Here is a 26761-nt window from a genome sequence, read left to right as displayed (position 1 = left end):
TGGCTGATTGCATCACATATCAACTTTCGTTACGTTGCGGGCTCGTTTTGATACGGAGTTCATGATGTACCGTCATCTTTCTTTGGCTGCCGCCCTTTTTACGGTAGCTCTTTCAGGCCAGACGTTGGCCGCTGGCATTAACAGTTTTTCACAGGCAAAGACCGCAGGCGTCAAGGTTAACGCCGATGTTCCTGGTGACTTCTATTGTGGATGCAAAATCAACTGGCAGGGCAAGAAAGGGGTCGTCGATCTCGACTCCTGTGGCTATAAAGTGCGAAAGAACGAGAACCGCGCCAGCCGAATCGAATGGGAACACGTGGTTCCGGCATGGCAGTTTGGTCATCAACGCCAGTGCTGGCAGGACGGTGGGCGTAAAAACTGCGCCAAAGATCCGGTTTATCGCAAAATGGAAAGCGACATGCACAACCTACAACCCGCCGTGGGTGAGGTGAATGGCGATCGCGGTAACTTCATGTACAGCCAGTGGAACGGCGGCGAAGGTCAGTACGGGCAGTGCGCCATGAAAGTCGATTTCAAAGAAAAGATCGCCGAGCCGCCAGCCCGCGCGCGCGGCGCGATTGCGCGGACCTATTTTTATATGCGCGACCAGTACAACCTGACGCTTTCCCGCCAGCAAACCCAGCTTTTCAACGCCTGGAACAAGAGGTATCCGGTTACCGACTGGGAATGTGAGCGCGACGACCGGATTGCGAAGATTCAGGGAAACCACAACCCTTACGTGCAACGCGCTTGCCAGGCGCAAAAGAGCTAACCTACACTAGCGGGATAATTGATTAACCCCTTACCCCGCGCGGCGAGCCTGCGTGGGGAGATGACGCGGATTTTTAACTATGCGCATTCCCCGCATTTATCACCCAGAGCCCATCACCGCCGGCAGCCAGATTTCCCTGTGCGAAGATGCCGCCAACCATATCGGACGCGTCCTGCGGATGGGGCCGGGCCAGGAACTGCAACTGTTTGATGGCAGCAATCAGGTTTTCGCTGCTGAAATCACCCACGCCAGCAAGAAAAGCGTGGACGTGAAAGTACTCAGTGGCGAGATTGACGATCGTGAATCACCGCTGCACATCCATCTTGGTCAGGTCATGTCGCGCGGCGAGAAGATGGAGTTCACTATCCAGAAATCGATCGAACTGGGTGTAAGCCTCATTACGCCACTTTTTTCTGAGCGCTGCGGCGTTAAACTGGACAGTGAACGTCTGAACAAGAAGCTCCAGCAGTGGCAGAAAATCGCCATTGCCGCCTGCGAACAGTGTGGTCGCAACCGGGTGCCGGAGATTCGTCCGGCCATGAGTCTGGAAGACTGGTGTGCCGAACAGGACGAGGGGTTGAAGCTAAACCTCCATCCCCGCGCCAGCGACAGCATAAACACATTGCCGCTGCCGGTTGAGCGCGTTCGTCTGTTGATTGGCCCGGAAGGTGGGCTGTCGGCAGAGGAAATTGCCATGACCGCACGCTATCAGTTTACTGATATTCTGTTAGGACCTCGCGTTCTGCGTACTGAGACAACTGCGCTCACCGCCATTACCGCGCTTCAGGTGCGATTTGGCGATCTGGGCTAACGGAGAAGAATAATGATCAAGCTCGGCATCGTGATGGACCCCATCGCAAGCATCAATATCAAGAAAGATTCCAGCTTCGCTATGCTGCTGGAAGCGCAACGTCGTGGTTACGAACTTCATTATATGGAGATGGCCGATCTTTATCTGATTAACGGTGAAGCCCGCGCCCGCACGCGTACTCTGAGCGTCGAACAGAACTACGACAAATGGTATGAGTTTACCGGCGAGCAGGATCTGCCGCTGGACGCCCTCGACGTCATTTTGATGCGTAAAGATCCGCCATTTGATACCGAGTTCATCTACGCCACCTATATTCTGGAACGCGCGGAAGAGAAAGGAACGCTTATCGTCAACAAACCGCAGAGCCTGCGCGACTGTAACGAAAAACTGTTCACCGCCTGGTTCTCAGACCTGACGCCGGAAACGCTGGTCACCCGCAACAAAGCACAGTTGAAGGCGTTCTGGCACAAGCACAGCGATATTATTCTCAAGCCGCTGGACGGTATGGGCGGCGCGTCAATCTTCCGCGTTAAAGAAGGCGACCCGAACCTCGGCGTGATTACGGAAACCCTGACCGAACATGGCACCCGCTACTGCATGGCGCAGAACTATCTGCCCGCCATTAAAGATGGTGACAAGCGCGTGCTGGTCGTCGATGGCGAACCGGTGCCGTACTGCCTGGCGCGTATTCCGCAGGGTGGTGAAACCCGTGGCAATCTGGCCGCTGGCGGTCGTGGCGAACCGCGTCCGTTAACCGACAGCGACTGGGAAATCGCGCGCCGTATCGGACCCACGCTGAAAGCCAAAGGGCTGATTTTTGTCGGTCTGGACATCATTGGCGATCGTCTGACCGAGATTAACGTCACCAGCCCGACCTGCATCCGCGAGATTGAAGCCGAATTCCCTGTCTCCATCACCGGGATGCTGATGGACGCCATCGAATCACGTTTGCAGAAATAATCCCTGTAGGCCTGATAAGCGCAGCGCCATCAGGCATTAAAACATCGATGCCGGATGGCGACGCGAGCGTCTTATCCGGCCTACGGTAGTGACATCCGTGCGCTTTACCGGGACGCTTTCGAAGCGCGTTTGCGGCCCTGTAGGCCTGATTAGCGCCGCGCCATCAGGCATTAAGACATCGATGCCGGATGGCGACGCGAGCGTCTTATCCGGCCTACGATAGTGACATCCGTGCGCTTTACCGGGACGCTGATGGACGCTTTCGAAGCGCGTTTGCGGCCCTGTAGGCCTGATAAGCGCAGCGCCATCAGGCATTAAGGCACCGATGCCGGATGGCGACGCGAGCGTCTTATCCGGCCTACCGTAGTGACATCCGTGCACTTTACCGGGACGCTTTCGAAGCGCGTTTGCGGCCCTGTAGGCCTGATAAGCGCAGCGCCATCAGGAATTAAGACACCGATGCCGGATGGCGACGCGAACGTCTTATCCGACCTACGGTAGTGACATCCGTGCGCTTTACAGGGACGCTGATGGACGCTTTCGAAGCCCTGTAGGCCTGATAAGCGCCGCGCCATCAGGCATTAAGACACCGATGCCGGATGGCGACGCGAGCGTCTTATCCGGCCTACGGTAGTGACATCCGTGCGCTTTACCGGGACGCTTTCGAAGCACATTTGCAGCCCTGTAGGCCTGATAAGCGCAGCGCCATCAGGCATTAAGACACCGATGCCGGATGGCGACGCGAGCGTCTTATCCGGCCTACGGTAGTGACATCCGTGCGCTTTACCCACATACTGACCCCTGTTGCTTTTTTGAACCAGGAAACAGAACCTCTGACAATGAATTTACAGCACCACTTTCTTATTGCCATGCCTGCTCTCCAGGATCCGATTTTCCGCCGTTCAGTGGTGTACATTTGCGAACATAACGAAGATGGCGCAATGGGGATCATTGTGAATAAGCCTCTGGAAAATCTCCAGATTGAAGGGATTCTGGAAAAACTGAAAATCGCGCCGGAACCGCGCGATCCGGCGATCCGTCTGGATAAAGCAGTGATGCTTGGCGGCCCGTTAGCGGAAGATCGCGGGTTTATCCTGCACACGCCGCCGTCGCGCTTTGCCTCCAGTATCCGCATCTCGGATAACACCGTGATCACCACTTCACGCGACGTGCTCGAAACCTTAGGCACGAGCGAACAGCCTGCCGAGGTGCTGGTCGCGCTCGGTTACTCCTCCTGGGAGAAAGGCCAGCTTGAACAAGAGCTGCTGGATAACGCCTGGCTGACCGCCCCTGCCGATCTCAATATTCTGTTCAAAACACCGATTGCCGATCGCTGGCGTGACGCGGCCCGGCTGATTGGCATCGACATCCTGACGATGCCCGGCGTGGCAGGGCATGCCTGATGAGCGAAACATTACTGGCCTTTGATTTTGGCACCAAAAGTATCGGCGTGGCGATTGGTCAGCGGGTAACCGGTACGGCGCGCGCGCTGCCCGCGATTAAAGCGCAGGACGGTACGCCGGACTGGAACCTGATCGAACGTCTGCTCAAAGAGTGGCAACCGAATGAGGTAATCGTTGGTCTGCCGCTGAATATGGACGGCACAGAGCAACCGCTCACCGCCCGCGCGCGCAAATTCGCCAACCGCATTCACGGTCGTTTCGGCGTCACGGTCACCTTGCACGATGAACGACTCAGCACCGTGGAGGCGCGCTCTGGCCTGTTCGAGCAGGGCGGCTATCGCGCGTTGAACAAAGGTAAGATTGACTCCGCCTCCGCCGTCATCATTCTCGAAAGTTACTTCGAGCAGGGCTACTGAAGCCACGCGTTTCTCAAAGCCGTCCCTGCGCCTGTCGCTGTTGCAGACTCTGGGAAAAGGTCATCATCCCCACCTGCTGCCCGGTCTGAATGACGTGGGGCAACTGGTGGGACTTCCCTTCGCGAATCAAATTCCCCGCCGCCGGGGTGTTAATCAGCAGTTCAAATAACGCAACGCGCCCCTCCTGCTTGTCGGACTCCAGTTTTTGCGACAGCACGGCGCGCAGGCTACCGGCCAGTTGGCTGCGCACCGGGTCTTTTTCCTGCGCCGGGAAAGTGTCGATCAACCGCTCGATCGCCTGCGCGGCTCCGCGCGTATGCAGTGTCGCCAGCACCAGATGCCCCGTTTCCGCCGCCGTCAGCGCCAGACGAATGGTTTCGCTGTCACGTAACTCCCCCAGCAGGATCACATCCGGATCTTCACGCAGCGCCGCGCGCAACCCCGCGGCAAACGAAGTGCAGTGTAATCCCACTTCACGCTGTTGGATCAGACAGCGCTGGCTGGTGTAGACATACTCTATGGGATCTTCCAGCGTCAGAATGTGCCCATCGACATGCTGATTCAGCCACGCCACCATCGCCGCCAGGGTGGTTGATTTCCCGCTGCCCGTCGCCCCCGTCACCAGAATCAAACCGTTCTCGCTGCGAAGCAGTTCCGGCAGCACGGAGGGTGTCTCCAGCCTTTCCAGCGTTGGGCATTGCGTCGGCAACAGTCGCAGCGCCAGCGACGTTCCCTGCCGCTGCTGAAATGCACTGGCCCGCAACCGCAGGTTTCCCACAAGCGTTACGGCGAAATCCAGTTGCCCGTTTTTCTGTAACGCCGCCTGTTGCCCTTCATCCAGCCAGTCCGCCAGCAGTCCGGTAATGTCGGCGGAGGTGAAGGGCGCGCATTCCATGTGCCCCCGTTTTCGCCAGCGTGCAGGCCACGCATTGCTTAGGTGTAGATCCGAGACGTTATGCTTTACACTAAGGGCCACAATTTCTTCCATATTCATACACAGATCCTCGGAAAATGAACGATATCGCGCATAACCTGGCACAGGTCCGGGACAAAATCTCAGCCGCCGCATCGCGTTGCGGGCGCGCTTCAGAGGAAGTTACGTTACTTGCAGTGAGTAAAACCAAACCTGCGAGCGCCATCGAAGAAGCCATCGCTGCCGGTCAGCAGGCCTTTGGTGAGAATTACGTGCAGGAAGGGGTAGAGAAAATTCGCCACTTTCGCGAAAAAGGGATCGCCGGCCTGCAATGGCACTTTATTGGCCCGTTACAGTCCAACAAAAGCCGTCTGGTGGCTGAGCACTTTGACTGGTGCCATACCCTCGATCGCCTGCGTATTGCGACCCGTCTGAGTGAACAGCGCCCGGCGGAAATGACGCCGCTGAATGTGCTGATTCAAATCAACATCAGCGATGAGAACAGCAAGTCCGGCATTCCGCTGGAGGAGCTGGATGCGCTTGCCGCAGAGGTCGCCGAATTACCGAATCTCCGTCTGCGTGGTCTGATGGCGATCCCTGCCCCAGAGTCAGATTATGTAAGGCAGTTTGAAGTTGCCCGCCAAATGGCTGTAGCATTTGCCGGGCTGAAAACGCGCTATCCTGACGTCGATACCCTGTCGCTGGGTATGTCGGATGATATGGAAGCCGCTATTGCGGCAGGTAGCACGATGGTTCGTATCGGCACCGCCATTTTTGGTGCACGTGATTACACAAAAAATTAAGGAAATCTGAGGAACGCCATGAATACGTTGACCTTCTTGCTCTCAACGGTAATTGAGCTGTACACCATGGTGCTGTTATTGCGCGTGTGGATGCAATGGGCTCGCTGTGACTTTTACAATCCTTTCTCCCAGTTTGTGGTGAAAGTGACGCAACCGATTATTGGGCCGCTGCGCCGTATTATTCCCCCGATGGGGCCAGTCGACAGCGCATCGCTGCTGGTTGCGTTTATCCTCAGCTTTATCAAAGCGATAGTGCTGTTTAAAGTGGTGACCTTCCTGCCGATCGTCTGGATCGCCGCTGTACTGATCGTGCTCAAAACCATTGGCCTGCTGATCTTCTGGGTGCTGCTGGTGATGGCCATTATGAGCTGGGTAAGCCAGGGGCGTAGCCCGATTGAGTATGTGCTGATTCAACTGGCCGATCCGCTGCTGCGCCCGATTCGTCGTATTCTCCCGGGGATGGGCGGCATCGATTTCTCGCCAATGGTTCTCGTCCTGCTGTTGTATGTCATCAACATGGGGATTGGTGAGGTTCTGCAGGCAACCGGTAACATGTTGCTACCAGGGCTGTGGATGGCGCTATGAGTGCGGTGACACGCTGTGATGATGGACTGGTTTTGCGGCTCTATATTCAGCCGAAAGCCAGCCGTGACAGCATTGTCGGTTTACATGGCGACGAACTGAAAGTCGCCATTACCGCCCCGCCGGTGGACGGCCAGGCGAACAGTCACCTGGTGAAGTTTCTCGGCAAGCAGTTCCGCGTGGCAAAGAGCCAGGTCGTCATTGAAAAGGGCGAACTTGGCCGCCACAAACAGGTTAAAATCATTCATCCGCAACAGATCCCGCCAGAAGTCGCGGCGTTAACTGATTAGGTATCCTATGCAAAAAGTTGTTCTCGCAACCGGCAATGCCGGTAAAGTGCGTGAGCTCGCGTCGCTGCTCAGCGATTTCGGGCTTGATGTGGTAGCGCAAACCGATCTCGGCGTCGATTCGGCCGAAGAGACCGGGCTGACCTTTATTGAAAATGCGATCCTGAAAGCGCGCCATGCCGCGCAAATCACCGGATTACCGGCGATTGCCGACGACTCAGGTCTGGCCGTTGACGCGCTGGGCGGCGCGCCGGGCATTTACTCCGCGCGCTATGCCGGCGAAGACGCGACCGACCAGCAGAACCTGGAAAAGCTGCTGCTTACCCTGAAAGATGTACCGGACGACCGCCGTCAGGCTCGCTTTCACTGCGTGCTGGTCTATCTGCACCACGCCGACGATCCCACACCGCTGGTGTGCCACGGCAGTTGGCCGGGCACGATCGCCCGTACGGCAGCAGGCAACGGCGGCTTTGGCTATGATCCTGTCTTCTTCGTGCCTTCAGAAGGCAAAACCGCCGCCGAACTGACGCGTGAAGAGAAAAGCGCGATCTCCCACCGTGGGCAAGCGCTGAAACTGCTGCTGGAAGCCTTACGTAATGGTTAAGTTGCCACCGCTGAGTCTTTACATTCACATCCCGTGGTGCGTGCAAAAATGCCCGTACTGCGATTTCAATTCGCATGCGTTAAAAGGTGAAGTCCCGCACGATGATTACGTCCGGCATCTGCTGAACGATCTCGATGCGGACGTTGCGTATGCGCAGGGCCGTGAAGTGAAGACGATTTTTATCGGTGGCGGTACGCCGAGCCTGCTTTCCGGCCCGGCGATGCAAACGCTGCTGGATGGCGTGCGTGCGCGCCTGAACCTGGCAGCGGATGCGGAAATTACGATGGAAGCGAATCCGGGCACGGTCGAAGCCGATCGCTTTATTGATTACCAGCATGCCGGGGTGAACCGCATTTCCATCGGCGTGCAGAGCTTTAGTGAACCGAAACTGAAGCGTCTGGGACGCATTCACGGTCCACAGGAAGCCTGCCGTGCGGCGAATCTCGCCAGCGGGTTAGGCCTGCGCAGCTTTAACCTCGACCTGATGCACGGCCTGCCGGATCAGTCGCTCGACGACGCGCTGGATGACCTGCGCCAGGCGATTGCGCTGAATCCGCCGCACCTCTCGTGGTATCAGCTGACGATTGAACCGAACACGCTGTTTGGTTCTCGCCCACCGGTATTACCGGATGATGATGCGCTGTGGGACATCTTCGAGCAGGGCCACCAGCTGTTAACTGCCGCAGGTTATCAGCAGTATGAAACCTCAGCCTATGCCAGGCCGGGCTACCAGTGTCAGCACAACCTGAACTACTGGCGCTTTGGTGATTATCTGGGTATTGGTTGCGGTGCACACGGTAAAGTTACGTTCCCTGACGGGCGCATTCTGCGCACCACCAAAACGCGCCATCCGCGCGGTTATATGCAGGGGCGTTATCTCGAAAGCCAGCGCGACGTGGAGCAGGTGGATAAGCCGTTTGAGTTCTTTATGAACCGCTTCCGTCTGCTGGAAGCCGCGCCTCGCGTTGAGTTTACGCAGTATACGGGGCTGTCTGAAGCGGTGATTCGTCAGCCGCTTGATGAGGCCATTGCCCAGGGGTATCTGACTGAGAGCGAGACGTACTGGCAAATCACCCAGCACGGCAAGCTGTTTTTAAATTCGCTGCTTGAGCTTTTTCTCGCCGAATGATTCAGGATGCGCCCGTGGGCGCATCCTCCCCGCTACTTAATGATGCCTTTGCGGCGCAATTCATCAGTCTCTTTCTTCCAGCGATCGTAACCTTCATTGATATCGTCAATTTTAATGTGAAGCTCCGTCTGCTGCATGCCCAGTGTTGCTGCGGCCATAGACAGCGGATACTGCCCTTTTTCAAACGCGATCCAGTCGTTTTGCGCTTTACGGCTAAGCTCCTGGGATTTCAGAAATACCTGTCGTCTCTGCTCCTCAATATCAAAATTTCTTTTCTGCACAATAGGGGTTTCATAACACTTGTCCCCTTCTTTGTGACACGCGTCGATCGCGGGCTGATAAACCTCTTTTTCATATTTATCCGCGAACGCCGCGCTATCATTGTTTTTTACAAAGTCATCGCGCGTTTTAAACATTTGATGGAACGCCTCTTCGCGGTTTAAATTTTTACCGTCAGGACCTTTTCCCCAATAAGCATCAGCCGCTTTTTTCGCAGCAGCAATTTGTTTATCCAGCGTTTTTATCTGTTCCTCGAGAGAGGCAATCGACTTTTTCTGCGCAAGGTATGAAGCCTCAATTTGACTGAACCGATAGTTAAAATCATCGCCATTGACGACAAGATATTTATCGTTGGTTTTGATATCAGAAATGACCCGCCCCTCATTACTGGCCGCCGCCTGGAAAGAGTAATAGTTCACCGTCCAGCCGGAAGCTGGCGTTCCTTTGCTGGTCAACATCGCGGAAAATTTAACCGGGTTATCTTTCGTCCAGGTTCTTTCAACAAAATAATAATCCGCAGCCATCCCGAGGCCGGTATAGAGATCGTCACTGGAAGAGACATCGCCTTCAGCAGACCAGGTGGCCTGATTGCCCGTGGAATCAAGATTTTTTAACGTAACAGAGTTCAGTTTAAGTACGCCATGGTACTGCTTACTAAACTGTTCTTTTAAGATTTGATCGGTGGGTTGGGCAACGTCCGCCCAGCAACAACCCGAAACCAGTGTAAAAAGTGCAACACCTGCTATCCATTGTCGAAACACTGCGGACCTCCCGTCCAGAAACGCTACCTGCAATCATCATAATCCCGCAGATAATGAGCAGATTAATAAAATAACGTATTGGGAGGTATTTCAGAAAACTGCCCCAGCCGGCAGGCCGGGGCATCAGCGATTAATACTGATTAAACATCGTCTGGATCTGTTTCGGATCTTTGGTCTGGGTCAACGCCAGTTGCAGCAGTACGCGGGCCTTCTGCGGGTTCAGAGAACCAGAGGCAACGAAACCGTACTTCGCATCATCGATTTCAGCATCCTGAGTGGTTGAGCCGGTCGGTACGCGGGAAGAGCGCACCACAACCGTCCCTTTATGCGCAGCGGTCGCCAGCGTATCGAAGACGGTTTTGTACAGGTTGCCGTTACCCACACCGGCGCTCACAATCCCATCATAACCCGCATCCACCAGCGCTTTTGCCGGAAGATCTGACGCATTCGCGTAGTTATAGATGATACCGACTTTCGGCAGCGCGTTCAGTTTAGAAACGTCGAATGGCGTGGAGGTGGTGTGCTTACGCGCAGGCATACGCTGATAGTCGATTTTGCCGTTATGAATGTAGCCCAGCGGTCCGTAGTTTACGGATTTGAAGGTCGCCACATCCGTCGTGTTGGTTTTGGTCACGTCGCGACCGTCAAGCACGGTGTCGTTCATCACCACCAGCACGCCACGATTGGCAGAGGCTTTATCCGCCGCCGTTACCACGGCGTTATAGAGGTTGAACGGACCGTCCGCGCTCATTCCTGTGGACGGACGCATCGCGCCGACCAACACCACCGGCTTGTTGCATTTAACGGTCAGGTCAAGGAAGTAAGCGGTCTCTTCCATCGTGTCAGTACCGTGGGTAATCACGAAACCGTCGGTGCTGTCACACTCGGTATTGATCTTCTTCGCGAGAGTGAGCCAGACGTCGTCGTTCATATCCTGTGAACCAATATTGACGACCTGCTCGCCTTTAACGTTAGCGATATCCTTAAGCTGCGGTACGGCTCTGACCAGATTCTCTACGCCGACCTTACCCGCCGTATAGTTGGATTTGGTTGCAGAGTCACCGCCGCCAGCAATGGTCCCGCCGGTCGCTAAAATAGTAACGTTCGGTAAGGCGAGCGCAGCACCGCTGAAACCCATAACCAGTGCAGCAAGTACCGTTTTCCTGAAAAACTCCATGTTATTTCTCCAGTTACGTGAATTTGCCGCATTATCCCAATGCCAGAGACGAATAATGTGATTTCATCCAATTAACCAGATAAATGTATCTGGCAGATTGTTAAATTTAGAGGTGGATATCAAAACGAAGCAGAAAGGCAAAAGAAAATGGTACAGAGACGATCTGTACCATTGTTTTATATAAAAAAATTATTTAAGGGTGCTGACCAGCGCCTTGCGGTTATCTTCCAGAGTCACCACGCGGCTGCACACGTCTTTACCGAACTGCTGGAAATCTTTTTCCTGATTCTTCCATTCGTCCTGAATCGCCGTCTGGAGTCCGCCGAGGCTGCCAAGCACGCCCTGCAGCGGATTGCCGCCGCCTTTCAGGACGGCTTTCGCACCCATTTCATTGATGCTGTCCTGTAAAATGCCGCCCATCGCCTGGTTCACCAACTGCTGACCGTCAGCACGAACCTGATCGATAGCCTTGTAGTGGAAGGTCAGGCCGTCGGTGCGATGCTCGATAATCCGGTTCATTTGCGCTTTCAACTGGGCATCCAGCTTCGTCAGACGCCCCCGCATGTTGCTGCTCTCGCCGACTTCTTTGGCGATAATTTTATCCAGCGCCACGCGCCCTTTTTCGACTCGATTTCTGGCGCCTTCGTCAATCCACGGCAGCGCGCTGCGCAGTTCAGCCTGGTAATCTTTCGCCTGCTCGCGCTGTGCGGCGGTCAGCGTGTATTGCTTGCCGTTGAACATCACGTTGCCATCCGGCGTGATCACCAGGTTGCCATTTTCACCCGTCACCTGCACCGTTTGTGGGCTCAGAATCACATCGTCACGCGGTGTGACGCTGCACTGGTAGTCTGCATGAGCGGTCATCGCCGTTACAGAAAGGGCTGCCGCCAGCAGCGTTTTGCGCATCATAACTTTCCCTCAAGACAAATCGGGCCAGCAAATGCTGGCCCCGTATGCGTTGTTAGTCCCACCAAACGTCGAAAAGTTCGCTGGTACGCACTTCTTCAAGTTTCTGCTCTTCCAGCCACTTACGCACAATCGCCTGATGCTCTTCGGTGCATTTGCCGATTTCCTGCATGCAGATCAGACCTTCCCAGGCCAGATAACCGCTGCCGTCAAAGGCCAGCTTGTTCGGTTCAATAACGTCATTGATAAAGTCATCAACGATTTTATCAACCTGCTCTTCAGATGTGCCTTCCGGAAAACGCCATGCAACCGAAAACCCTAATTCCTGGAATTCGTCGATGTGCATTTTTTTACGCAGACGACGGCTACGGTTCTTTGCCATTATTTCACCCTCTCGAACATTAAGTCCCATACGCCGTGGCCAAGACGATGGCCACGTTGTTCAAATTTGGTTACCGGGCGCGATGGTGGGCGCGGTACATAATCGTTGCTCTCTGACAGGTTTTTATACCCGTCAATGGAGGACATCACTTCAAGCATGTGCTCCGCATAAGCTTCCCAGTCGGTCGCCATGTGGAACACGCCGCCCAGCTTCAGTTTGCTTTTGACAAGCTCAGCAAACGGCACCTGAACGATACGGCGTTTATTATGACGCGCTTTGTGCCACGGGTCAGGGAAAAAGAGCTGAACCATCGATAAAGAATTGTCAGGAATCATTTTATGCAGCACTTCGACCGCGTCATGGCACATCACGCGCAGGTTCTCAACGCCCTCTTCATGGGCCGACGCCAGACAAGCGCCTACACCCGGCGAGTGAACTTCAATGCCGAGGAAATTTTGCTCTGCACGTGCTTTCGCCATTGCCACCAGAGAGGCTCCCATACCGAAGCCAATCTCAAGCGTGACCGGCGCTTCACGGCCAAACAACGTCGCGAAATCCACAGGTTCTTCGCTGAACTCAACGCCCATCACCGGCCAGTAGTTTTCCAGCGCGTGCTCCTGCCCTTTGGTCAGTCGCCCCTGGCGACGAACAAAACTACGAATCCGGCGCAGTGGACGGCCGTTTTCATCAAATTCCGGTGAGATGACGTCGTTTTTCATAAAAGTTAAGTCTGCTTGTGATTAAAGTCTGAAAACGGGCATTATCCAAAGTTAGTTGCCGGATGCAAGTAAAGGAAGCGGTCACGCTGCGGAAAGTTCCGGTTTACACCCTGTTGCCTCTGTGCTGCAATCTTGCCCCCAACCATAATGAATTCGGTGACCATGCAAGCGTCTCAATTTTCAGCCCAGGTTCTGGACTGGTACGATAAATACGGGCGAAAAACCCTGCCCTGGCAAATTGATAAGACGCCTTACAAAGTATGGCTCTCAGAAGTGATGCTGCAACAGACCCAGGTTACGACGGTTATCCCTTACTTTGAACGGTTTATGGCCCATTTTCCGACAGTAGTCGACCTCGCCAACGCGCCGCTGGACGAAGTACTCCACCTGTGGACGGGGCTCGGCTACTACGCCCGGGCGCGCAACCTGCACAAGGCGGCGCAACAGGTTGCCACACGGCATAAGGGCGTTTTCCCGGAAACCTTTGAAGAGGTGGCGGCGCTTCCCGGCGTCGGACGTTCAACCGCAGGCGCCGTGCTGTCACTCTCGCTGGGTAAACCTTTTCCGATTCTTGACGGTAACGTTAAACGCGTGCTGGCGCGCTGCTATGCTGTTAGCGGCTGGCCAGGCAAAAAAGAGGTCGAGAAAAAGCTCTGGGATCTGAGCGAGCAGGTTACGCCAGTGAAAGGTGTGGAGCGTTTTAACCAGGCAATGATGGATTTAGGCGCGATGGTGTGTACGCGCTCAAAACCGAAATGCTCGCTGTGCCCGTTGCAAAACGGTTGTATCGCCTTTGCGAACGACAGTTGGTCGCTTTACCCCGGCAAGAAGCCAAAGCAGACGCTGCCAGAGCGGACAGGCTATTTTCTGCTGCTGCAACATCTGGATGACGTCCTGCTGGCACAGCGCCCGCCGAGCGGACTCTGGGGCGGCTTATTTTGCTTTCCGCAGTTTGCCAGTGAAGAGGAATTACGGGAATGGCTGGCGCAACGGCATGTTAACGCTGATAATTTGACCCAACTTAACGCGTTTCGCCATACCTTCAGCCATTTCCATCTGGATATTGTGCCTATGTGGCTTACTGTGTCCTCATGCGGTTCATGCATGGATGAAGGCAACGCGCTCTGGTATAACTTAGCGCAACCGCCATCCGTTGGCCTGGCGGCTCCGGTGGAGCGTTTATTACAGCAGTTACGTACCGGTGCCCCCGTTTAACGCACCGGACGATAAAGAGGATGAGTTATGAGCAGAACGATTTTTTGCACTTTCCTGCAGCGTGAAGCAGAGGGACAGGATTTCCAGCTTTACCCGGGCGACCTGGGGAAACGCATTTATAACGAGATTTCAAAAGAAGCGTGGGCGCAGTGGCAGCATAAGCAGACCATGCTGATCAATGAAAAGAAACTCAATATGATGAACGTCGAGCACCGCAAACTGCTGGAACAGGAGATGATCAACTTCCTGTTTGAAGGTAAAGACGTGCATATCGAAGGTTATACGCCGGAAGGTAAATAACACCTATAGCGCTAATTTTGTAGGCCCGATAAGCGCAGCTCCATCGGGCAATGCAAAGAAGCCGGAGGCGGCGTACGCGGGCACGATTCGTAGGTCGCTCAATGATGACGCTATCCGGCAAAATGGCACAACGACAAACACAACACGCACTCCCGGAATGATGAAAAAATTTCTCGCGCTTGCCGTTATTGCGCCGTTGCTCATCTCCTGTTCCAGCTCGACCAAAAAAGGCGATTCTTATAACGAAGCCTGGGTCAAGGATACCAACGGTTTTGACATTCTCATGGGGCAGTTTGCCCACAACATTGAAAATCTGTGGGGTTATCAGGAAGTGCTGATCGCCGGTCCGAAAGACTACGTGAAGTACACCGATCAGTATCAGACCCGCAGCCATATCAACTTTGACGACGGGACCATTACCGTTGAGACCATCGCCGGGACGGAGCCTGCGGCGCATTTACGTCGCGCCATCATTAAAACGCTGCTGATGGGTGATGATCCCACCACCGTCGACCTCTACTCTGACGTCGATGACATTCAGATCTCCAGAGAACCGTTCCTGTACGGCCAGGTGCTCGATCACACGGGGCAACCGATCCGCTGGGAAGGCCGGGCGACGAACTTCGCCGATTACCTGCTGCAAACGCGGATGAAAAGCCGCAGTAACGGGATCCGCATGATTTTCAGCGTGACCATTAACCTGGTGCCGAACCACCTGGATAAACGTGCGCATAAATACCTCGGCATGGTGCGCAAGGCGTCCCATAAATATGGCATTGATGAGTCGTTGATTCTGGCGATTATGCAGACGGAATCGTCATTCAACCCGTACGCCGTGAGTCGTTCCGATGCGCTGGGTCTGATGCAGGTCGTTCAGCATACCGCTGGCAAAGACGTTTATCGTTCGCAGGGCCGCTCCGGTACGCCGAGCCGCAGTGAACTGTTCGATCCGGCCAGCAATATTGATACAGGCACCGCGTATCTGGCGATGCTCAATAATGTCTATCTGGGCGGAATCGATAACCCCACCTCGCGACGCTATGCGGTAATTACCGCTTACAACGGCGGGGCGGGCAGCGTACTGCGCGTCTTCTCCAGTGATAAAGTGCAGGCCGCGAATATCATCAACAGCATGACGCCAGGGGATGTGTACCAGACGTTAACTACGCGTCACCCCTCTTCTGAATCGCGCCGCTACCTGTATAAAGTCAATTCCGCACAAAAGACCTACCGCCGGAACTGATCCCCTCTCTTCCCCGCTCCCGGTAAAACGGCGAGCGGGTGAGTTAAAAAATCGTGACAACCATCACTCTTTTGCATTGCAAAATGGAATTGTTTTGCAATTATTTGCCACAGGTAACAAAAAATCATCCGCAGTCATTGATAGAATCACATCATACAGCAACGGCATTTGTGCCAATCGAAACATCCATTCGCCTTCTGGTGTGAGGAAATTAACATGAATCTTAAGCTGCAGCTGAAAATACTCTCTTTTCTGCAGTTCTGCCTGTGGGGAAGTTGGCTGACAACCCTCGGATCCTATATGTTTGTCACCCTCAAATTTGACGGTGCTTCCATTGGTGCAGTCTACAGTTCACTGGGGATCGCGGCGGTACTGATGCCGACGCTGTTGGGAATTGTGGCGGACAAATGGCTCAGTGCAAAATGGGTCTACGCCATCTGTCACGTGGTGGGCGCGATAACGCTGTTCATCGCCGCTGAGGTCACGACGCCGGGAGCGATGTTCTTCGTGATCCTGCTTAACTCGCTGGCGTATATGCCAACGCTTGGGCTTATCAACACTATTTCCTATTATCGCTTGCAGAACGCAGGCATGGACATTATCACCGACTTCCCGCCGATTCGTATCTGGGGCACCATCGGTTTCATCGTCGCCATGTGGGCCGTGAGCTTCTCCGGTTTCGAACTGAGCCATATGCAATTGTATATTGGCGCGGCGCTCTCTGTGGTACTGGTGCTGTTTACGTTGACCCTGCCGCACATTCCGGTGGCGAATCAGCAGAAGAATCAAAGCTGGACCTCTATGCTGGGTCTGGATGCCTTCGCGCTGTTTAAGAACAAGCGTATGGCTATCTTCTTCATCTTCTCGATGATGCTCGGCGCGGAACTGCAAATCACCAACATGTTCGGGAACACCTTCCTGCACAGCTTCGATAACAACCCACTGTTCTCTGGAAGTTTTATCGTTGAACACGCATCGGTGATGATGTCGATCTCGCAGATTTCCGAAACCCTGTTCATCCTGACCATTCCGTTCTTCCTGAGCCGTTACGGGATCAAGAACGTGATGCTTATCAGTATCGTAGCGTGGATGTTGCGCTTCGGCCTGTTCGCCTACGGCGACCCAAGCCCGTTTGGTACTGTACTGCTGGTTCTGTCGATGATTGTTTACGGCTGCGCCTTCGACTTCTTCAACATCTCCGGTTCGGTGTTCGTTGAGAAAGAAGTTCGCCCGGAAATTCGCGCCAGTGCGCAGGGTATGTTCCTGATGATGACCAACGGCTTCGGCTGTATCCTCGGCGGCGTGGTGAGCGGGAAAGTGGTGGAGTATTACACTCTGAACGGCATTACCGACTGGCAGACCGTGTGGCTGATTTTTGCCGGCTACTCACTGGTTCTGGCCTTTGCCTTCGTGGCGCTGTTCAAGTACAAACACGTTCGCGTACCGACTGGCACGCAGACCGTCGCACATTAATCTCTCTGCCGGATAAGACGCTTTCGCGTCTTATCCGGCCTACACCGAGCACCAGGCCGGATGAGCGCAAGCGCCATCCGGCATTCGCCTTCGATTACTTCAAAACATACCCGTACAACCGCTTAATGCCGTCAGCATCGGTTTCACTGTAAACACCCTGCAACTCCGGTGAGAACCCCGGCAGCATGTTGACCCCTTCTTCCAGCGCCAGGAAATAACGCTGTACCGCACCGCCCCAGACTTCGCCCGGCACCACGCAGAGCACACCAGGAGGATACGGCAGCGCCCCTTCCGCCGCGATACGGCCTTCGGCATCACGAATGCGCACCAGTTCAACATCACCACGAATAAAGGCGCTGTGGGCATCCTGCGGGTTCATCACCACCGCCGGGAAACTCTCCTGACGGAACATCGCTTTTTGCAGGTCCTTCACGTCAAAGCTGACGTACAGATCGTGCATCTCCTGGCACAGTTCGCGCAGGGTGTAATCGCGATAGCGCACCGGATATTTATTGAAGATGGTCGGGAGCACCTGCGCAAGCGGAGTATCGTCTTCGATATGCTGTTCGAACTGCGCCAGCATCGCCGTCAGATGCGCCATCTTTTCCGGGCTCTCGGCGGGCGTCAGCAGGAACAGAATCGAGTTGAGATCGCATTTCTCCGGCACAATACCGTTTTCGCGCAGGTAGTGGGCCAGAATGGTCGCCGGAATACCAAAATCGGTATAACGCCTTGTCTGCGCATCAATGCCCGGCGTGGTGAGCAACAACTTGCACGGATCGACAAAATACTGATCGTCGGCATACCCTTCAAAGCCGTGCCATTTTGCGCCCGGCGCAAAGCTGAAGAAGCGCCGTTCGCGGGCAATCACCTCGGTGGGATACGACTGCCACGCTTGACCGTCAACAACCGGTGGAATGAACGGTTGAAGCAGCTTACAACGGCCAAGGATCGCTTTACGTGCCTCAATCCCCAACGTCACACATTCTGCCCACAGGCGTCGGCCACTTTCCCCTTCGTGGATTTTGGCATTGACGTCCAGCGCGGCAAACAGCGGGTAAAACGGACTGGTTGAGGCATGCAGCATGAACGCATTGTTCAGCCGCTTATGCGGGCAGAAACGCGCCTGGCCGCGAATGTGATTATCTTTCTTGTGGATCTGCGAAGTCTGCGAAAACCCGGCCTGCTGCTTATGCACCGACTGGGTGACGAAAATACCCGGATCGTTTTCATTCAGTTCCAGCAGCAGCGGCGAACCGTCTGCCATCATCGGGATAAACTGCTCGTAACCAACCCAGGCAGAATCAAACAGGATGTAGTCACAGAGATGACCAATTTTGTCGATCACCTGACGCGCGTTGTAGATTGTTCCGTCGTAGGTTCCCAACTGGATGATTGCCAGTCTGAAGGGGCGCGGCAGCTCCGCCTTTTCCGCTGCCACTTCGCGGATCTGTTCGCGCAGATACGCTTCATCGAAGCAGCGCTCATCGATCCCGCCAATAAAACCAAACGGGTTGCGAGCGGCCTCCAGATAGACCGGGGTCGCTCCTGCCTGAATCAGCGCACCGTGATGATTCGATTTGTGGTTGTTGCGATCGAACAGCACCAGATCGCCACGCGTCAGTAGCGCATTGGTGACTACTTTATTCGCTGCCGACGTGCCGTTCAGAACGAAATAGGTTTTATCGGCGTGAAAGACTTTTGCGGCAAACTTCTGCGCATGTTTGGCCGAACCTTCGTGAATCAGCAGATCGCCGAGCTTCACGTCGGCATTGCACATATCCGCGCGAAAGACATTTTCGCCAAAGAAATCATAGAAGTGGCGTCCGGCCGGGTGCTTTTTAAAGAACGCGCCGTGCTGATGCCCTGGACAAGCGAACGTGCTGTTCTTCATTTCCACATACTGCGTCAGCGTGTCGTAAAACGGCGGCAGAAGGTCTTCCTCATACAGACAGGCGGCTGATTCCAGCTCCAGCCACTCCTGTGCATTTCCGCTAATGAGCGCCGTCGCGCCTGAAGGTAGATCCATTATCTCTTCAGTAAGAATAAAGACCGGCAGATGAAAGCCCGTACGTTTGAGCAGAGCAAGAATGCCGCTACGGCTATCGGCAACGGTCATGACGACCGCCGCGACATCGGTAAAATCGGTACTGTCCAACGCCACAACGCCGCGATGAGTAGATAAACGAGAGACCAGCTCACGACTGGCGGCAATGTTCATTGATTTCATAAGCGCAAAAACCCGTTTCGGGAGAATAAGAGTCCCGGACAAGGCTCAATGCCCTGCCCCACGAGATGCTTGGGTCAAACTGGTCACCAGCTCCGACCGCCAGACATCAGTAAAAGCAGACCGCTTCTGATTTTACTGTTGTCCTGCAGTGAGCATACGTTGCCCTCACCGCATGGTGAGTAGAAGGGAAGGAATAACGAGAAAGGGCAACCATCGCGCTAAACGGCGATGCGAAAGGCGATGTGAAGGTGTAGCGTTCATCCCATGCTGCCCCAAACGGACTGGAGAAAATTCGCGCAATCATGGCACCTTTGACCAGGAGGGGCAAGATTTAATTCTTATGCACACTTGTTGCGGTTAAACAACACTGAAAATGAGAATCAGGTCATAATAATGCAATCTGACAAAATAATTAGCAGGAGCTAACGTGGTAATCGGACCTTTTATTAACGCCAGCGCCGTTTTGGTGGGTGGCGTTATTGGTGCTCTTCTTAGCCAACGTTTACCGGAACGGATTCGTGTCTCAATGACCTCTATTTTCGGTCTTGCGTCACTTGGCATTGGTATCTTACTGGTGGTCAAATGTGCCAACCTTCCGGTTATGGTGCTGGCAACGCTGGTCGGTGCGTTAATTGGTGAGTTTTGCTATCTGGAAAAGGGGATCAACAACGCCGTCGCGAAAGCGCAAACGCTCTTTATGCGGCCGGGTAAAAAGCAGCCCCATGAATCGTTTATCCAGAACTATGTCGCCATTATTGTTCTTTTCTGCGCCAGTGGTACGGGGATTTTTGGGGCGATGCGCGAAGGGATGACCGGCGATCCGAGTATCCTGATTGCTAAATCCTTCCTCGATTTCTTTACCGCCATGATTTTCGCCTGCTCGCTCGGTATCGCCGTTTCGGCTATCTCGGCCCCGATGCTGCTCATCCAGCTTTCACTGGCCACCTGCGCGGCGCTCATTTTGCCGCTCACCACCCCCGCGATGATGGCCGATTTCAGTTCGGTCGGGGGATTGCTGCTGGTCGCCACCGGTTTACGCATCTGCGGAATCAAAATGTTTGCCGTGGTCAATATGCTCCCGGCGCTGATCCTCGCCATGCCGCTTTCCGCCGCCTGGACTATGTATTTCGCTTGAGAATGTGTGCAATAACAGCAAAGTGGTGATAGATTGTTCAGTCTGCGTCGAATTGAAGAAATTTCGTTGACGAAACGAGGCGGATCGGTTTTAATTCGCCCCGTTGCCCGGATAGCTCAGTCGGTAGAGCAGGGGATTGAAAATCCCCGTGTCCTTGGTTCGATTCCGAGTCCGGGCACCACTTCTTCAGAGCCTGTTCGTTAAGAGATGAGATCCTTAACGGGCAAGACAGTAGTCCCCAGACGGCATGATGATGGTACTTGTGTTACCGCATCAGTTGAACACGGGACTTAAATCCAGAGGATGTTCGAACCATCCTCTGGATTTCTCACGTCCACAATTTACTTCACGAACGTATTTACCCTCAGATCTTCCCTGTGTCAATCTTTTGTAAAGCAAACATCCCTTTTTTTTCCATTTTTAATTTCATCAACTTAGATTTAACTTAAGATTAGTCTTATGCCGCATCCAGCTCCTCCAGCATGTCCCGGACCTTATCCAGGTCACTTTCAACATACTCCAGCGTGACCGCCGGCGTTGAATGACCCAGCAGGTCCTGTGCCATCTTCAGATTACGATCCGGCAAACGCATCAGGTTAGTCGCGATGGTGTGTCGGAATCTGTGCGGGCTGACTGTAAAACCGCATTCTCGTGAAAGTCGTCTGAAAAACGCGCGCAACGGCGGATAATCCATGTTGCTGCTGATTTCATTCTTCCGGCCATCAAAGCGAGAAAGATTAAACAACTGATCCTGCATCTTCGCGCCACGCTCAAGGGAAAGGTTATAGAGCCTTTCAAGTCTGGGTCGTAGGTTTTCAGTAATCGGAACCCGGTGTTCCTTATGGTTCTTGGAACCCTCAGGCCGGAGATTAATCCATCGGTGCTCAAAATTTACATCCTCCAGGCGAATGTGCAGCAGCTGGTTCTGGCGCATCCCTGTTCTCCGCAATGCATCCAGTACCGTTAACCAGAACCATGCTGGCCGTAAGGCGCTTTTTCTTAACTCCATCATACCAGTCCGTTCATCCTCTTCCCTCGCCTGCATGTGCAGATAAATTTTATTCATCTGCACATCAGTCAGTGTTTTTTTGCGTTTGACATCGGGTCGGGTAATTACCCCGTTGAAAGGATTTTCCCTCATCGTTACAAGCCCATTAACGATGGCGTGATTAAATATAGCGCGCATATGAGTCACTTTATTATTCCAGGTCGTTCTGCTCAGTCCTTCCTCATGGATAATTTTTCGGCGCCACGTTAAAACCAGCGTTTTATCAACCTGCTCAGGTGAAATACCTTCACCGCTAAAGGAAATGAATGATCTGACTACCTTCCTGTAGCTCCACTCCGTAGCCGGGCGCAAAGATTTACTGAAAAAATAATCATCCAGCACTTGTTCAAATGCATTGTTCATATTCACCTCGTATATTGTTATTCTGACTTAAGCAATAGTATTAATTTCTTCGTGCAAGCCATACGCTGTCCGGTGGACAGGTTCCTTTTCTGTAAATAATGTCAGCGCTCAGCATGTATCCTGACATTTTGGTGTAACGACCGCTTTTGTCCGGCGTATCGTATTTATGGTAATGCCAGAGGCCTTTACCATTTCGTGAATAATGAACGTTCAGAGCTTCAAAGCTTTTTTGTAACGCTGATTTATCCAGTGACTCGTTTGTATTCAGCGATAAATATTTAAAAAAACACTCAGGTGAAACAATGAATACAAACTGAGCAAGAATATGTGCAAAACTCTCGCCCTCATTGACACTAACCGTACCGTCATGGATTGAGGATTTCAGCCAGTCCAGAAACTTTTCTCCTGGAGTGCCAGATTCCATCCCGACTAGCGAAAACTCTTCAGAAGAAGTAGTTTCAACCTTCGCTTCAACAACAGGTGCACCAGAGCCCGACATCTGGTCAAGCACGCTAAGAAGTTCTGCGGTTGATACCGACTCATCCGGGACAGTGTCATCACCTGTTCGTTCATCGGATGACTGCGTATCATGATTATCAAATGCCGAAAGCAACGTAACCTGACCGGTAACATCCTTGGCAGCATAATCACCTGTCTGGTTAGTATCGTAACCTATTGATGCATTGTTAATTGGCTCTGGAACCGGTGTTATATTTTTGTGACTGGACGTTTGATGCATATCGTCGTCTATTAAATTTGGGATATTGTTTGTTCTGGATTCTTCCTCCCCTTCCTCCCCTGTGGTGATCACCTTATCGCTTTCAGAGGGGCTTGCTGTACCAGAAACGGTTCCTGATTTATTGGCAACGCTGGCAAGCGCATCGCTGATGATGCTGTTGAGAATTCCAGACTGAGCTTTTTGTCCGCTGAGGTACAAAAATAGCGCACCTGAAATCGCCGGCCAGCGTTGAAGCCAGATAGCCGCAGCATCCGGGATGAGTTTACTGGCAATGTACATTCCGTTCATTGAAGCCGTTCTCCCCTGCCGGGGACGCACCCGCCAGTTTGCACCGGGTATTTCCATCCCCGGACACCAGGCTTTTCCGTTCGCCAGGCTCCCTTCAATCTGCGACAACCAGTCAAGATGATGAAAAAGCCCAGCCCAGAACACTGCGCATATCCAGGCTGGCCCCTGCTCTGCCTGCTCCTCAGGCGTCGCTCCCGGAGGTAACATCATACCGCGTACCAGCCTCACGGCACTTGCGGCCACGGATAAACTGAGGTCAGTAAAGCCCCCTGGAGTGGCGAACGGCCCCGCCCAGGCTGCCGGTACTTCCTGAACGCGAGCGGCCATTTGCTCTAAGGGTTTTAGCCAGAATTCGTCAAAGGCAGACTGTGACAGTGGGCAATTTTCCCGCAACATCCGGACGAACTTCTGTCGCTCCGCAGTTCCCAGTAACAACTGACCGGACAGTACGTTCCGGAACCCTCCCGCTTGCGCCGGCTGCACGGATGGCCTTACTGAGTGTTCCGTTCCGACTGCCAGCCCAAGGCCTGTTAACCATTTCAGTCCACGCATAACCACCCCATAACCAGATTCCGAATTGACGCTACGCTATGGAGACGGTTGTATTTTGCAAGTCAAAAGCCTTAGTTCCTGATTAAACAAAACGAACTTGCATTAATCCTTAAAGGCCGGTTCACAGTTTTCAGATGAAGAGAATTAATCAGCATGCTTCCTTAAGCGCCATCAGAAATCTGAGGGAAGCGACAGAAATGCAAAGATTAGTAGTCTCTGGAATTATCCTCTGCTGGGGTCTTGTGAGTTACGGGCTCATCGCTCTGATTACGGGGTATCAGGATGGGATGGTGTATCTCTGGGGGCTTGTTTTGCTATCCCCTTTTTCTCTGAGAGTGGTGAACTGGATGCAGCGCAGACTCATCAACCAGCCCTGCATCCTGAGCTACCATAAGCGCAGCTCAAGGATATTCGTGCATCTGTCGCCAAACCAGCCAACCGTCAGTATTTCATCCGAACGTGTGGCCTGGTTCTGGAATGGAGTGCTAACCAGTATAGAGGACGCTCTCAGTGGCAGAGAAAACACCATCGTGATTGCCTCCCATCTCCTCACCTCTTATCGAATTAAACGTATCAGAAGGCATCTTCAGATTCAGGCCGGACATTACCGAAGCCATGTCATACATGTCCCCTTCACACCCGCTGCGCGTGCAGTTATGCAACTGGAAATTCTTCTTGCACAGTGGCGCTGGCGTGTACCGTCCAGAACGTTATGGCCCGTTCTTGTCATACGAAAAACTTTCAATCCGGAAAAATAATTTCCCCTGTTTTGATTTTTCACCTGTTGTCACACTGGCTACATCAATGTAGTCGATCTGAACGATCGATTTTCATCGTTATACATCCACTCTGGTGCGCGGTAACGTATCCACAGTGGATACAATAATTAATAACTTAAGTCGAATTAATGTATTAGCCAACACCGGGAAATGATATGAACCGTCTGAACATCACCTCCATCCTTGCCAGTATCATCACTGAACGGGATGAAAATATGCAGCAGCTGGTAGCCCAGCTTTCGGACGGAAAGAAAACGTCTGGCAGCCCTATTGCAATACGTTTTAAACCAGCTGTCAGGGATTTCGTCACACTGGTATCAGGACGCCTGGGTATTTCATCAGCTGAACTGGTCAATATTCTCGTCGAGGGTATCATGCGCGAGACGCTTATCCCCCGACAGGCTGTGATCACACATATCCACGAACGGTTCTGGCTGCTGATGGATGAGCACCGCCTGTCGGTACTGGACGTGGCTCGCCTGCTCTCGGACTGGAATATCGGTCTGAGCGTTCTGGAAAGCCGTGAAAGAACGATGGATTACTTAACTGCACCTTTGCTGAAACAGCTATCTGACTGGTTCTGTGTAAGTACCAGATGGCTGGAAGGAAGTGATCCCCGGCCAGTGTACCTGACCGCTTTCAGCGAATGGATGCAGGTTGCCATGATAATTAAAAAAAGAATTCAGGAATATACATCTGACGACAACCTGACCCGTCCTGACATATTCCTGGTCAGAGAGAATCAATACACCTCAGGAGATATCAAAGACGAATCCGGACATGTTTTCATTTTTATTCGGCGCTATAAAACCGTTAATAACACAACAATTCGTGTAGTTGAATGTATCGGGCACTGTCCATCTTCAGGTGCTTATAAAACACAACTTAATTCATTTCTGAGCATGAGCAACATTCTCTTCAGAGCGCATATTCTCAACAGTTTCGACACATTTTATGCATCCGGTTATTTACTGGATGCGCTGAGAGAAGGAAAGATACTTCCGGCCGCTGCACTGTGGGAGATTCAGAAACTTCAACGAACAGAGTCAGGTAAGTTTTCTCAAAATATTTGGACCGAAGAGGAAAGAGAACCTTTTCTTTTCCCTGAGGAATTTATAACACCAGAATGGAGTAAATTTGTTAGCCAAATAACAGCCCTCAATATTAAGTGAAATAACCAGTCAGACACATTGTTTTATTGGTGCGCCAGCGCCAGGGGTTTTTTTTGCCTTAAACACCATAAACGACAAAGGATATAAATGATGAAAGCTTCAATTTCAATGATTACACGCTGCGTTTCCCTTGCTCTTCTGGTTTCCGCAGTGCCATCGGTTAATGCTGCGACGAACTGGATGGAGGCACGCGGTGATGCTATGGGTGGCACCGGCGTGGCATCCGCGCACTACGGTACAGCTGCTCTGTCTAACCCTGCTCTGTTAACTACGTCCGGACCAACCGATGATTTCAGCCTGGTGCTGCCATCGATGGGCGCCCAGGTCTCTGACCCGGATAAAACCGTGGATAAAGCGGATGATGTTAAGGACCTCTGGGATCGTTTCGACAGCGCCGTCGCTAATCAGTCCGGTGTCAGCGAAAGCGCCGCGGCACTCAAGAGTAAGCTTCAGGATTTGAAAAACACACATGCGAACGGCCAGGTCGGGGCTTCAGTTATTGCAACTGTGCCGAACCAGACACTACCGTTTGCCGTTGTGGTGAAATCATGGGGTACTGTCTCTGTCGATGGTAAGGTCAGCGATCACGACCTGGAATACCTCGACAAGGTCGCCGATGGCACAATCCCCCCTTCTGCAGTGGATACTGACTCACTTACGTCAAGAGCCTACGGTCGTGCGGCTGTGATCACCGATGTCGGCGTGGCCATGGCGCATGAGTTCGAAACTGCAGGACATGCCTGGTCCTTTGGTATCACACCAAAATACCAGCGCGTTGACCTGTTTAACTACAACGTTTCCGTCAGTAATTTTGACAAAAACGACATTGACTCCAGCGAGTACCGCAATACCAAAACCGGTTTTAACGCCGACGTCGGTCTGTCCACAAACCTGAACGATAACTGGACTCTCGGTCTGGCCGTACAAAATATCATCCCCCGCTCAATCGATACCAAAGAAGTAAATGGTGAAAAGGGAACGTTCAAGATTAAACCGCAGGCCACTGCCGGCGCCTCATGGCACAACAGCTTCATCACAACCGCGCTCGATGTCGACCTGACTGAAGCGAGTGGTTTCACCAGTGATAATAAGCGTCAGTTTGCAAGTCTGGGTGCCGAGATTAATGCCTGGAACTGGATGCAGGTGCGTGCGGGTTACCGCCAGAACATGGCTTCCGGAGAAGGCAATGCTTTCACTGCCGGCCTGGGGTTCTCTCCGTTTGATGTGGTTCACCTGGATATCACGGGCATCGCAGGCACTGATCGTACCTACGGGGCGGTTGCACAACTTCAATTCACTTTCTGATCCAGCAAAATGAAG

Annotated in this window: 28 protein-coding genes and 1 tRNA gene; 19 read left to right on the top strand and 10 right to left on the bottom strand. The window is 53.1% G+C overall.

Annotation, left to right across the window (positions count from 1 at the left end; genetic code table 11):
• Nucleotides 1-64: 64 nt before the first annotated feature.
• The 3 genes from endA (at nt 65) to gshB (ending at nt 2543) form a co-directional block, all read left to right on the top strand.
• Nucleotides 65-772 carry a deoxyribonuclease I gene (gene endA / locus F384_RS25900; protein WP_046497264.1) on the top strand — a complete coding sequence of 236 codons (708 nt, stop codon included), beginning with the start codon at nt 65-67 and terminating at the stop codon, nt 770-772.
• A gap of 79 nt (nt 773-851) precedes the next feature.
• Nucleotides 852-1583 (top strand): 16S rRNA (uracil(1498)-N(3))-methyltransferase, encoded by a 732-nt coding sequence (gene rsmE / locus F384_RS25895; RefSeq protein ID WP_046497263.1) that lies wholly within the window; start codon nt 852-854, stop codon nt 1581-1583.
• A gap of 12 nt (nt 1584-1595) precedes the next feature.
• A complete protein-coding gene (gene gshB, locus F384_RS25890; protein WP_046497260.1) occupies nt 1596-2543 on the top strand; it encodes a glutathione synthase in 948 nt (315 codons plus the stop codon).
• 36 nt (nt 2544-2579) lie between these two features.
• On the opposite strand, the gene F384_RS30070 is transcribed toward gshB, so the two are convergent.
• Nucleotides 2580-2858: a hypothetical protein gene (locus tag F384_RS30070; RefSeq protein ID WP_155404035.1), complete on the bottom strand. Its 279-nt coding sequence runs from the start codon at nt 2856-2858 to the stop codon at nt 2580-2582.
• Between the two features lie 524 nt (nt 2859-3382).
• Here F384_RS30070 and F384_RS25885 point away from each other — a divergent pair.
• The gene (locus F384_RS25885; protein WP_046497256.1) at nt 3383-3946 is read left to right on the top strand and encodes a YqgE/AlgH family protein; all 564 of its coding nucleotides are present in this window, start codon (nt 3383-3385) and stop codon (nt 3944-3946) included.
• Nucleotides 3946-4362 (top strand): Holliday junction resolvase RuvX, encoded by a 417-nt coding sequence (ruvX, locus tag F384_RS25880; RefSeq protein WP_046497251.1) that lies wholly within the window; start codon nt 3946-3948, stop codon nt 4360-4362. Before F384_RS25885 ends, ruvX begins: the two co-directional genes overlap by 1 nt.
• 13 nt (nt 4363-4375) lie before the next feature.
• On the opposite strand, the gene F384_RS25875 is transcribed toward ruvX, so the two are convergent.
• Entirely contained in the window at nt 4376-5356 is a 981-nt protein-coding gene (locus F384_RS25875) for a type IV pilus twitching motility protein PilT (protein WP_052746991.1), read from the bottom strand.
• 17 nt (nt 5357-5373) lie between these two features.
• Between F384_RS25875 and F384_RS25870 the strand changes: the two genes are divergently transcribed.
• The 5 genes from F384_RS25870 to hemW are packed head-to-tail and all read left to right on the top strand — an operon-like array spanning nt 5374 to nt 8680.
• Nucleotides 5374-6078, top strand: a complete 705-nt coding sequence (locus F384_RS25870) for a YggS family pyridoxal phosphate-dependent enzyme (RefSeq protein WP_046497242.1) — start codon at nt 5374-5376, stop codon at nt 6076-6078.
• An 18-nt stretch (nt 6079-6096) separates the two neighbouring features.
• Nucleotides 6097-6663 carry a YggT family protein gene (locus tag F384_RS25865; protein WP_046497238.1) on the top strand — a complete coding sequence of 189 codons (567 nt, stop codon included), beginning with the start codon at nt 6097-6099 and terminating at the stop codon, nt 6661-6663.
• Entirely contained in the window at nt 6660-6950 is a 291-nt protein-coding gene (gene yggU / locus F384_RS25860) for a DUF167 family protein YggU (protein WP_044255664.1), read from the top strand. Before F384_RS25865 ends, yggU begins: the two co-directional genes overlap by 4 nt.
• A 7-nt stretch (nt 6951-6957) precedes the next feature.
• Complete coding sequence (locus tag F384_RS25855; RefSeq protein WP_046497233.1) at nt 6958-7551, top strand: XTP/dITP diphosphatase; 594 nt, start codon at nt 6958-6960, stop codon at nt 7549-7551.
• Nucleotides 7544-8680, top strand: a complete 1137-nt coding sequence (gene hemW / locus F384_RS25850; RefSeq protein ID WP_046497230.1) for a radical SAM family heme chaperone HemW — start codon at nt 7544-7546, stop codon at nt 8678-8680. Before F384_RS25855 ends, hemW begins: the two co-directional genes overlap by 8 nt.
• 32 nt (nt 8681-8712) lie before the next feature.
• On the opposite strand, the gene F384_RS25845 is transcribed toward hemW, so the two are convergent.
• The 5 genes from F384_RS25845 to trmB all read right to left on the bottom strand — a co-directional run bounded on the left by F384_RS25845 (nt 8713) and on the right by trmB (nt 12904).
• Nucleotides 8713-9720 carry a DUF1202 family protein gene (locus F384_RS25845; protein WP_046497228.1) on the bottom strand — a complete coding sequence of 336 codons (1008 nt, stop codon included), beginning with the start codon at nt 9718-9720 and terminating at the stop codon, nt 8713-8715.
• A 130-nt stretch (nt 9721-9850) separates the two neighbouring features.
• Complete coding sequence (gene ansB, locus F384_RS25840; RefSeq protein WP_046497224.1) at nt 9851-10897, bottom strand: L-asparaginase 2; 1047 nt, start codon at nt 10895-10897, stop codon at nt 9851-9853.
• Nucleotides 10898-11086: 189 nt separating this feature from the next.
• Complete coding sequence (locus F384_RS25835; RefSeq protein ID WP_046497222.1) at nt 11087-11806, bottom strand: DUF2884 domain-containing protein; 720 nt, start codon at nt 11804-11806, stop codon at nt 11087-11089.
• A gap of 52 nt (nt 11807-11858) precedes the next feature.
• The gene (locus F384_RS25830; protein WP_046497219.1) at nt 11859-12185 is read right to left on the bottom strand and encodes a YggL family protein; all 327 of its coding nucleotides are present in this window, start codon (nt 12183-12185) and stop codon (nt 11859-11861) included.
• The gene (trmB, locus tag F384_RS25825) at nt 12185-12904 is read right to left on the bottom strand and encodes a tRNA (guanosine(46)-N7)-methyltransferase TrmB (protein WP_046497216.1); all 720 of its coding nucleotides are present in this window, start codon (nt 12902-12904) and stop codon (nt 12185-12187) included. Before trmB ends, F384_RS25830 begins: the two co-directional genes overlap by 1 nt.
• Before the next feature lie 162 nt (nt 12905-13066).
• Here trmB and mutY point away from each other — a divergent pair, with 162 nt between their 5' ends.
• From mutY to F384_RS25805, 4 genes are all read left to right on the top strand, one after another.
• On the top strand, nt 13067-14119 hold the full coding sequence (mutY, locus tag F384_RS25820) for an A/G-specific adenine glycosylase (protein WP_046497210.1): 1053 nt from the start codon (nt 13067-13069) through the stop codon (nt 14117-14119).
• A 27-nt stretch (nt 14120-14146) separates the two neighbouring features.
• The gene (locus F384_RS25815) at nt 14147-14419 is read left to right on the top strand and encodes an oxidative damage protection protein (RefSeq protein ID WP_046497205.1); all 273 of its coding nucleotides are present in this window, start codon (nt 14147-14149) and stop codon (nt 14417-14419) included.
• Between the two features lie 160 nt (nt 14420-14579).
• Nucleotides 14580-15662 (top strand): membrane-bound lytic murein transglycosylase MltC, encoded by a 1083-nt coding sequence (gene mltC / locus F384_RS25810; RefSeq protein ID WP_046497201.1) that lies wholly within the window; start codon nt 14580-14582, stop codon nt 15660-15662.
• Between the two features lie 216 nt (nt 15663-15878).
• A complete protein-coding gene (locus F384_RS25805; protein WP_046497197.1) occupies nt 15879-17135 on the top strand; it encodes a nucleoside permease in 1257 nt (418 codons plus the stop codon).
• Between the two features lie 94 nt (nt 17136-17229).
• Here F384_RS25805 and F384_RS25800 read toward each other — a convergent pair whose 3' ends face one another.
• Entirely contained in the window at nt 17230-19365 is a 2136-nt protein-coding gene (locus tag F384_RS25800) for an ornithine decarboxylase (protein WP_046497192.1), read from the bottom strand.
• A 427-nt stretch (nt 19366-19792) separates the two neighbouring features.
• Here F384_RS25800 and F384_RS25795 point away from each other — a divergent pair, with 427 nt between their 5' ends.
• Nucleotides 19793-20500, top strand: a complete 708-nt coding sequence (locus tag F384_RS25795) for a DUF554 domain-containing protein (RefSeq protein ID WP_046497187.1) — start codon at nt 19793-19795, stop codon at nt 20498-20500.
• Nucleotides 20501-20605: 105 nt separating this feature from the next.
• Nucleotides 20606-20681, top strand: a tRNA-Phe gene (locus F384_RS25790).
• 276 nt (nt 20682-20957) lie between these two features.
• Here the strand turns inward: F384_RS25790 and F384_RS25785 are convergent.
• Entirely contained in the window at nt 20958-21911 is a 954-nt protein-coding gene (locus tag F384_RS25785; RefSeq protein WP_042999152.1) for a tyrosine-type recombinase/integrase, read from the bottom strand.
• A gap of 40 nt (nt 21912-21951) precedes the next feature.
• Nucleotides 21952-23490 (bottom strand): TraI domain-containing protein, encoded by a 1539-nt coding sequence (locus F384_RS25780; RefSeq protein WP_042999151.1) that lies wholly within the window; start codon nt 23488-23490, stop codon nt 21952-21954.
• A 197-nt stretch (nt 23491-23687) separates the two neighbouring features.
• Between F384_RS25780 and F384_RS25775 the strand changes: the two genes are divergently transcribed.
• From F384_RS25775 to F384_RS25765, 3 genes are all read left to right on the top strand, one after another.
• Nucleotides 23688-24248: a hypothetical protein gene (locus tag F384_RS25775; RefSeq protein WP_043001809.1), complete on the top strand. Its 561-nt coding sequence runs from the start codon at nt 23688-23690 to the stop codon at nt 24246-24248.
• A 176-nt stretch (nt 24249-24424) separates the two neighbouring features.
• Complete coding sequence (locus F384_RS25770) at nt 24425-25441, top strand: hypothetical protein (protein WP_042999150.1); 1017 nt, start codon at nt 24425-24427, stop codon at nt 25439-25441.
• A gap of 108 nt (nt 25442-25549) precedes the next feature.
• Nucleotides 25550-26746 (top strand): conjugal transfer protein TraF, encoded by a 1197-nt coding sequence (locus tag F384_RS25765; RefSeq protein ID WP_077816025.1) that lies wholly within the window; start codon nt 25550-25552, stop codon nt 26744-26746.
• Nucleotides 26747-26761: the final 15 nt, after the last annotated feature.

Source organism: Citrobacter amalonaticus Y19 (genome assembly GCF_000981805.1).
In the GTDB taxonomy this organism is placed as follows: domain Bacteria; phylum Pseudomonadota; class Gammaproteobacteria; order Enterobacterales; family Enterobacteriaceae; genus Citrobacter_A; species Citrobacter_A amalonaticus_C.
Note: the sequence above shows the minus strand (reverse complement) of the source record. Positions and strands in the feature narration are given on the sequence as shown.

What these genes read in the sequence shown, in the direction of transcription:
- F384_RS25780 (WP_042999151.1), bottom strand. Translation starts at nt 23,490, where the DNA reads ATGCGTGGACTGAAATGGTTAACAGGCCTTGGGCTGGCAGTCGGAACG.
- F384_RS25865 (WP_046497238.1), top strand. Translation starts at nt 6,097, where the DNA reads ATGAATACGTTGACCTTCTTGCTCTCAACGGTAATTGAGCTGTACACC.
- trmB (WP_046497216.1), bottom strand. Translation starts at nt 12,904, where the DNA reads ATGAAAAACGACGTCATCTCACCGGAATTTGATGAAAACGGCCGTCCA.
- F384_RS25885 (WP_046497256.1), top strand. Translation starts at nt 3,383, where the DNA reads ATGAATTTACAGCACCACTTTCTTATTGCCATGCCTGCTCTCCAGGAT.
- mltC (WP_046497201.1), top strand. Translation starts at nt 14,580, where the DNA reads ATGAAAAAATTTCTCGCGCTTGCCGTTATTGCGCCGTTGCTCATCTCC.
- F384_RS25835 (WP_046497222.1), bottom strand. Translation starts at nt 11,806, where the DNA reads ATGATGCGCAAAACGCTGCTGGCGGCAGCCCTTTCTGTAACGGCGATG.
- F384_RS25870 (WP_046497242.1), top strand. Translation starts at nt 5,374, where the DNA reads ATGAACGATATCGCGCATAACCTGGCACAGGTCCGGGACAAAATCTCA.
- F384_RS25815 (WP_046497205.1), top strand. Translation starts at nt 14,147, where the DNA reads ATGAGCAGAACGATTTTTTGCACTTTCCTGCAGCGTGAAGCAGAGGGA.
- ansB (WP_046497224.1), bottom strand. Translation starts at nt 10,897, where the DNA reads ATGGAGTTTTTCAGGAAAACGGTACTTGCTGCACTGGTTATGGGTTTC.
- mutY (WP_046497210.1), top strand. Translation starts at nt 13,067, where the DNA reads ATGCAAGCGTCTCAATTTTCAGCCCAGGTTCTGGACTGGTACGATAAA.
- rsmE (WP_046497263.1), top strand. Translation starts at nt 852, where the DNA reads ATGCGCATTCCCCGCATTTATCACCCAGAGCCCATCACCGCCGGCAGC.
- ruvX (WP_046497251.1), top strand. Translation starts at nt 3,946, where the DNA reads ATGAGCGAAACATTACTGGCCTTTGATTTTGGCACCAAAAGTATCGGC.
- F384_RS25875 (WP_052746991.1), bottom strand. Translation starts at nt 5,356, where the DNA reads ATGAATATGGAAGAAATTGTGGCCCTTAGTGTAAAGCATAACGTCTCG.
- F384_RS25785 (WP_042999152.1), bottom strand. Translation starts at nt 21,911, where the DNA reads ATGAACAATGCATTTGAACAAGTGCTGGATGATTATTTTTTCAGTAAA.
- hemW (WP_046497230.1), top strand. Translation starts at nt 7,544, where the DNA reads ATGGTTAAGTTGCCACCGCTGAGTCTTTACATTCACATCCCGTGGTGC.
- F384_RS25830 (WP_046497219.1), bottom strand. Translation starts at nt 12,185, where the DNA reads ATGGCAAAGAACCGTAGCCGTCGTCTGCGTAAAAAAATGCACATCGAC.
- endA (WP_046497264.1), top strand. Translation starts at nt 65, where the DNA reads ATGTACCGTCATCTTTCTTTGGCTGCCGCCCTTTTTACGGTAGCTCTT.
- F384_RS25800 (WP_046497192.1), bottom strand. Translation starts at nt 19,365, where the DNA reads ATGAAATCAATGAACATTGCCGCCAGTCGTGAGCTGGTCTCTCGTTTA.
- F384_RS25855 (WP_046497233.1), top strand. Translation starts at nt 6,958, where the DNA reads ATGCAAAAAGTTGTTCTCGCAACCGGCAATGCCGGTAAAGTGCGTGAG.
- F384_RS25765 (WP_077816025.1), top strand. Translation starts at nt 25,550, where the DNA reads ATGATTACACGCTGCGTTTCCCTTGCTCTTCTGGTTTCCGCAGTGCCA.
- F384_RS25775 (WP_043001809.1), top strand. Translation starts at nt 23,688, where the DNA reads ATGCAAAGATTAGTAGTCTCTGGAATTATCCTCTGCTGGGGTCTTGTG.
- yggU (WP_044255664.1), top strand. Translation starts at nt 6,660, where the DNA reads ATGAGTGCGGTGACACGCTGTGATGATGGACTGGTTTTGCGGCTCTAT.
- gshB (WP_046497260.1), top strand. Translation starts at nt 1,596, where the DNA reads ATGATCAAGCTCGGCATCGTGATGGACCCCATCGCAAGCATCAATATC.
- F384_RS30070 (WP_155404035.1), bottom strand. Translation starts at nt 2,858, where the DNA reads ATGCCTGATGGCGCTGCGCTTATCAGGCCTACAGGGCCGCAAACGCGC.
- F384_RS25770 (WP_042999150.1), top strand. Translation starts at nt 24,425, where the DNA reads ATGAACCGTCTGAACATCACCTCCATCCTTGCCAGTATCATCACTGAA.
- F384_RS25805 (WP_046497197.1), top strand. Translation starts at nt 15,879, where the DNA reads ATGAATCTTAAGCTGCAGCTGAAAATACTCTCTTTTCTGCAGTTCTGC.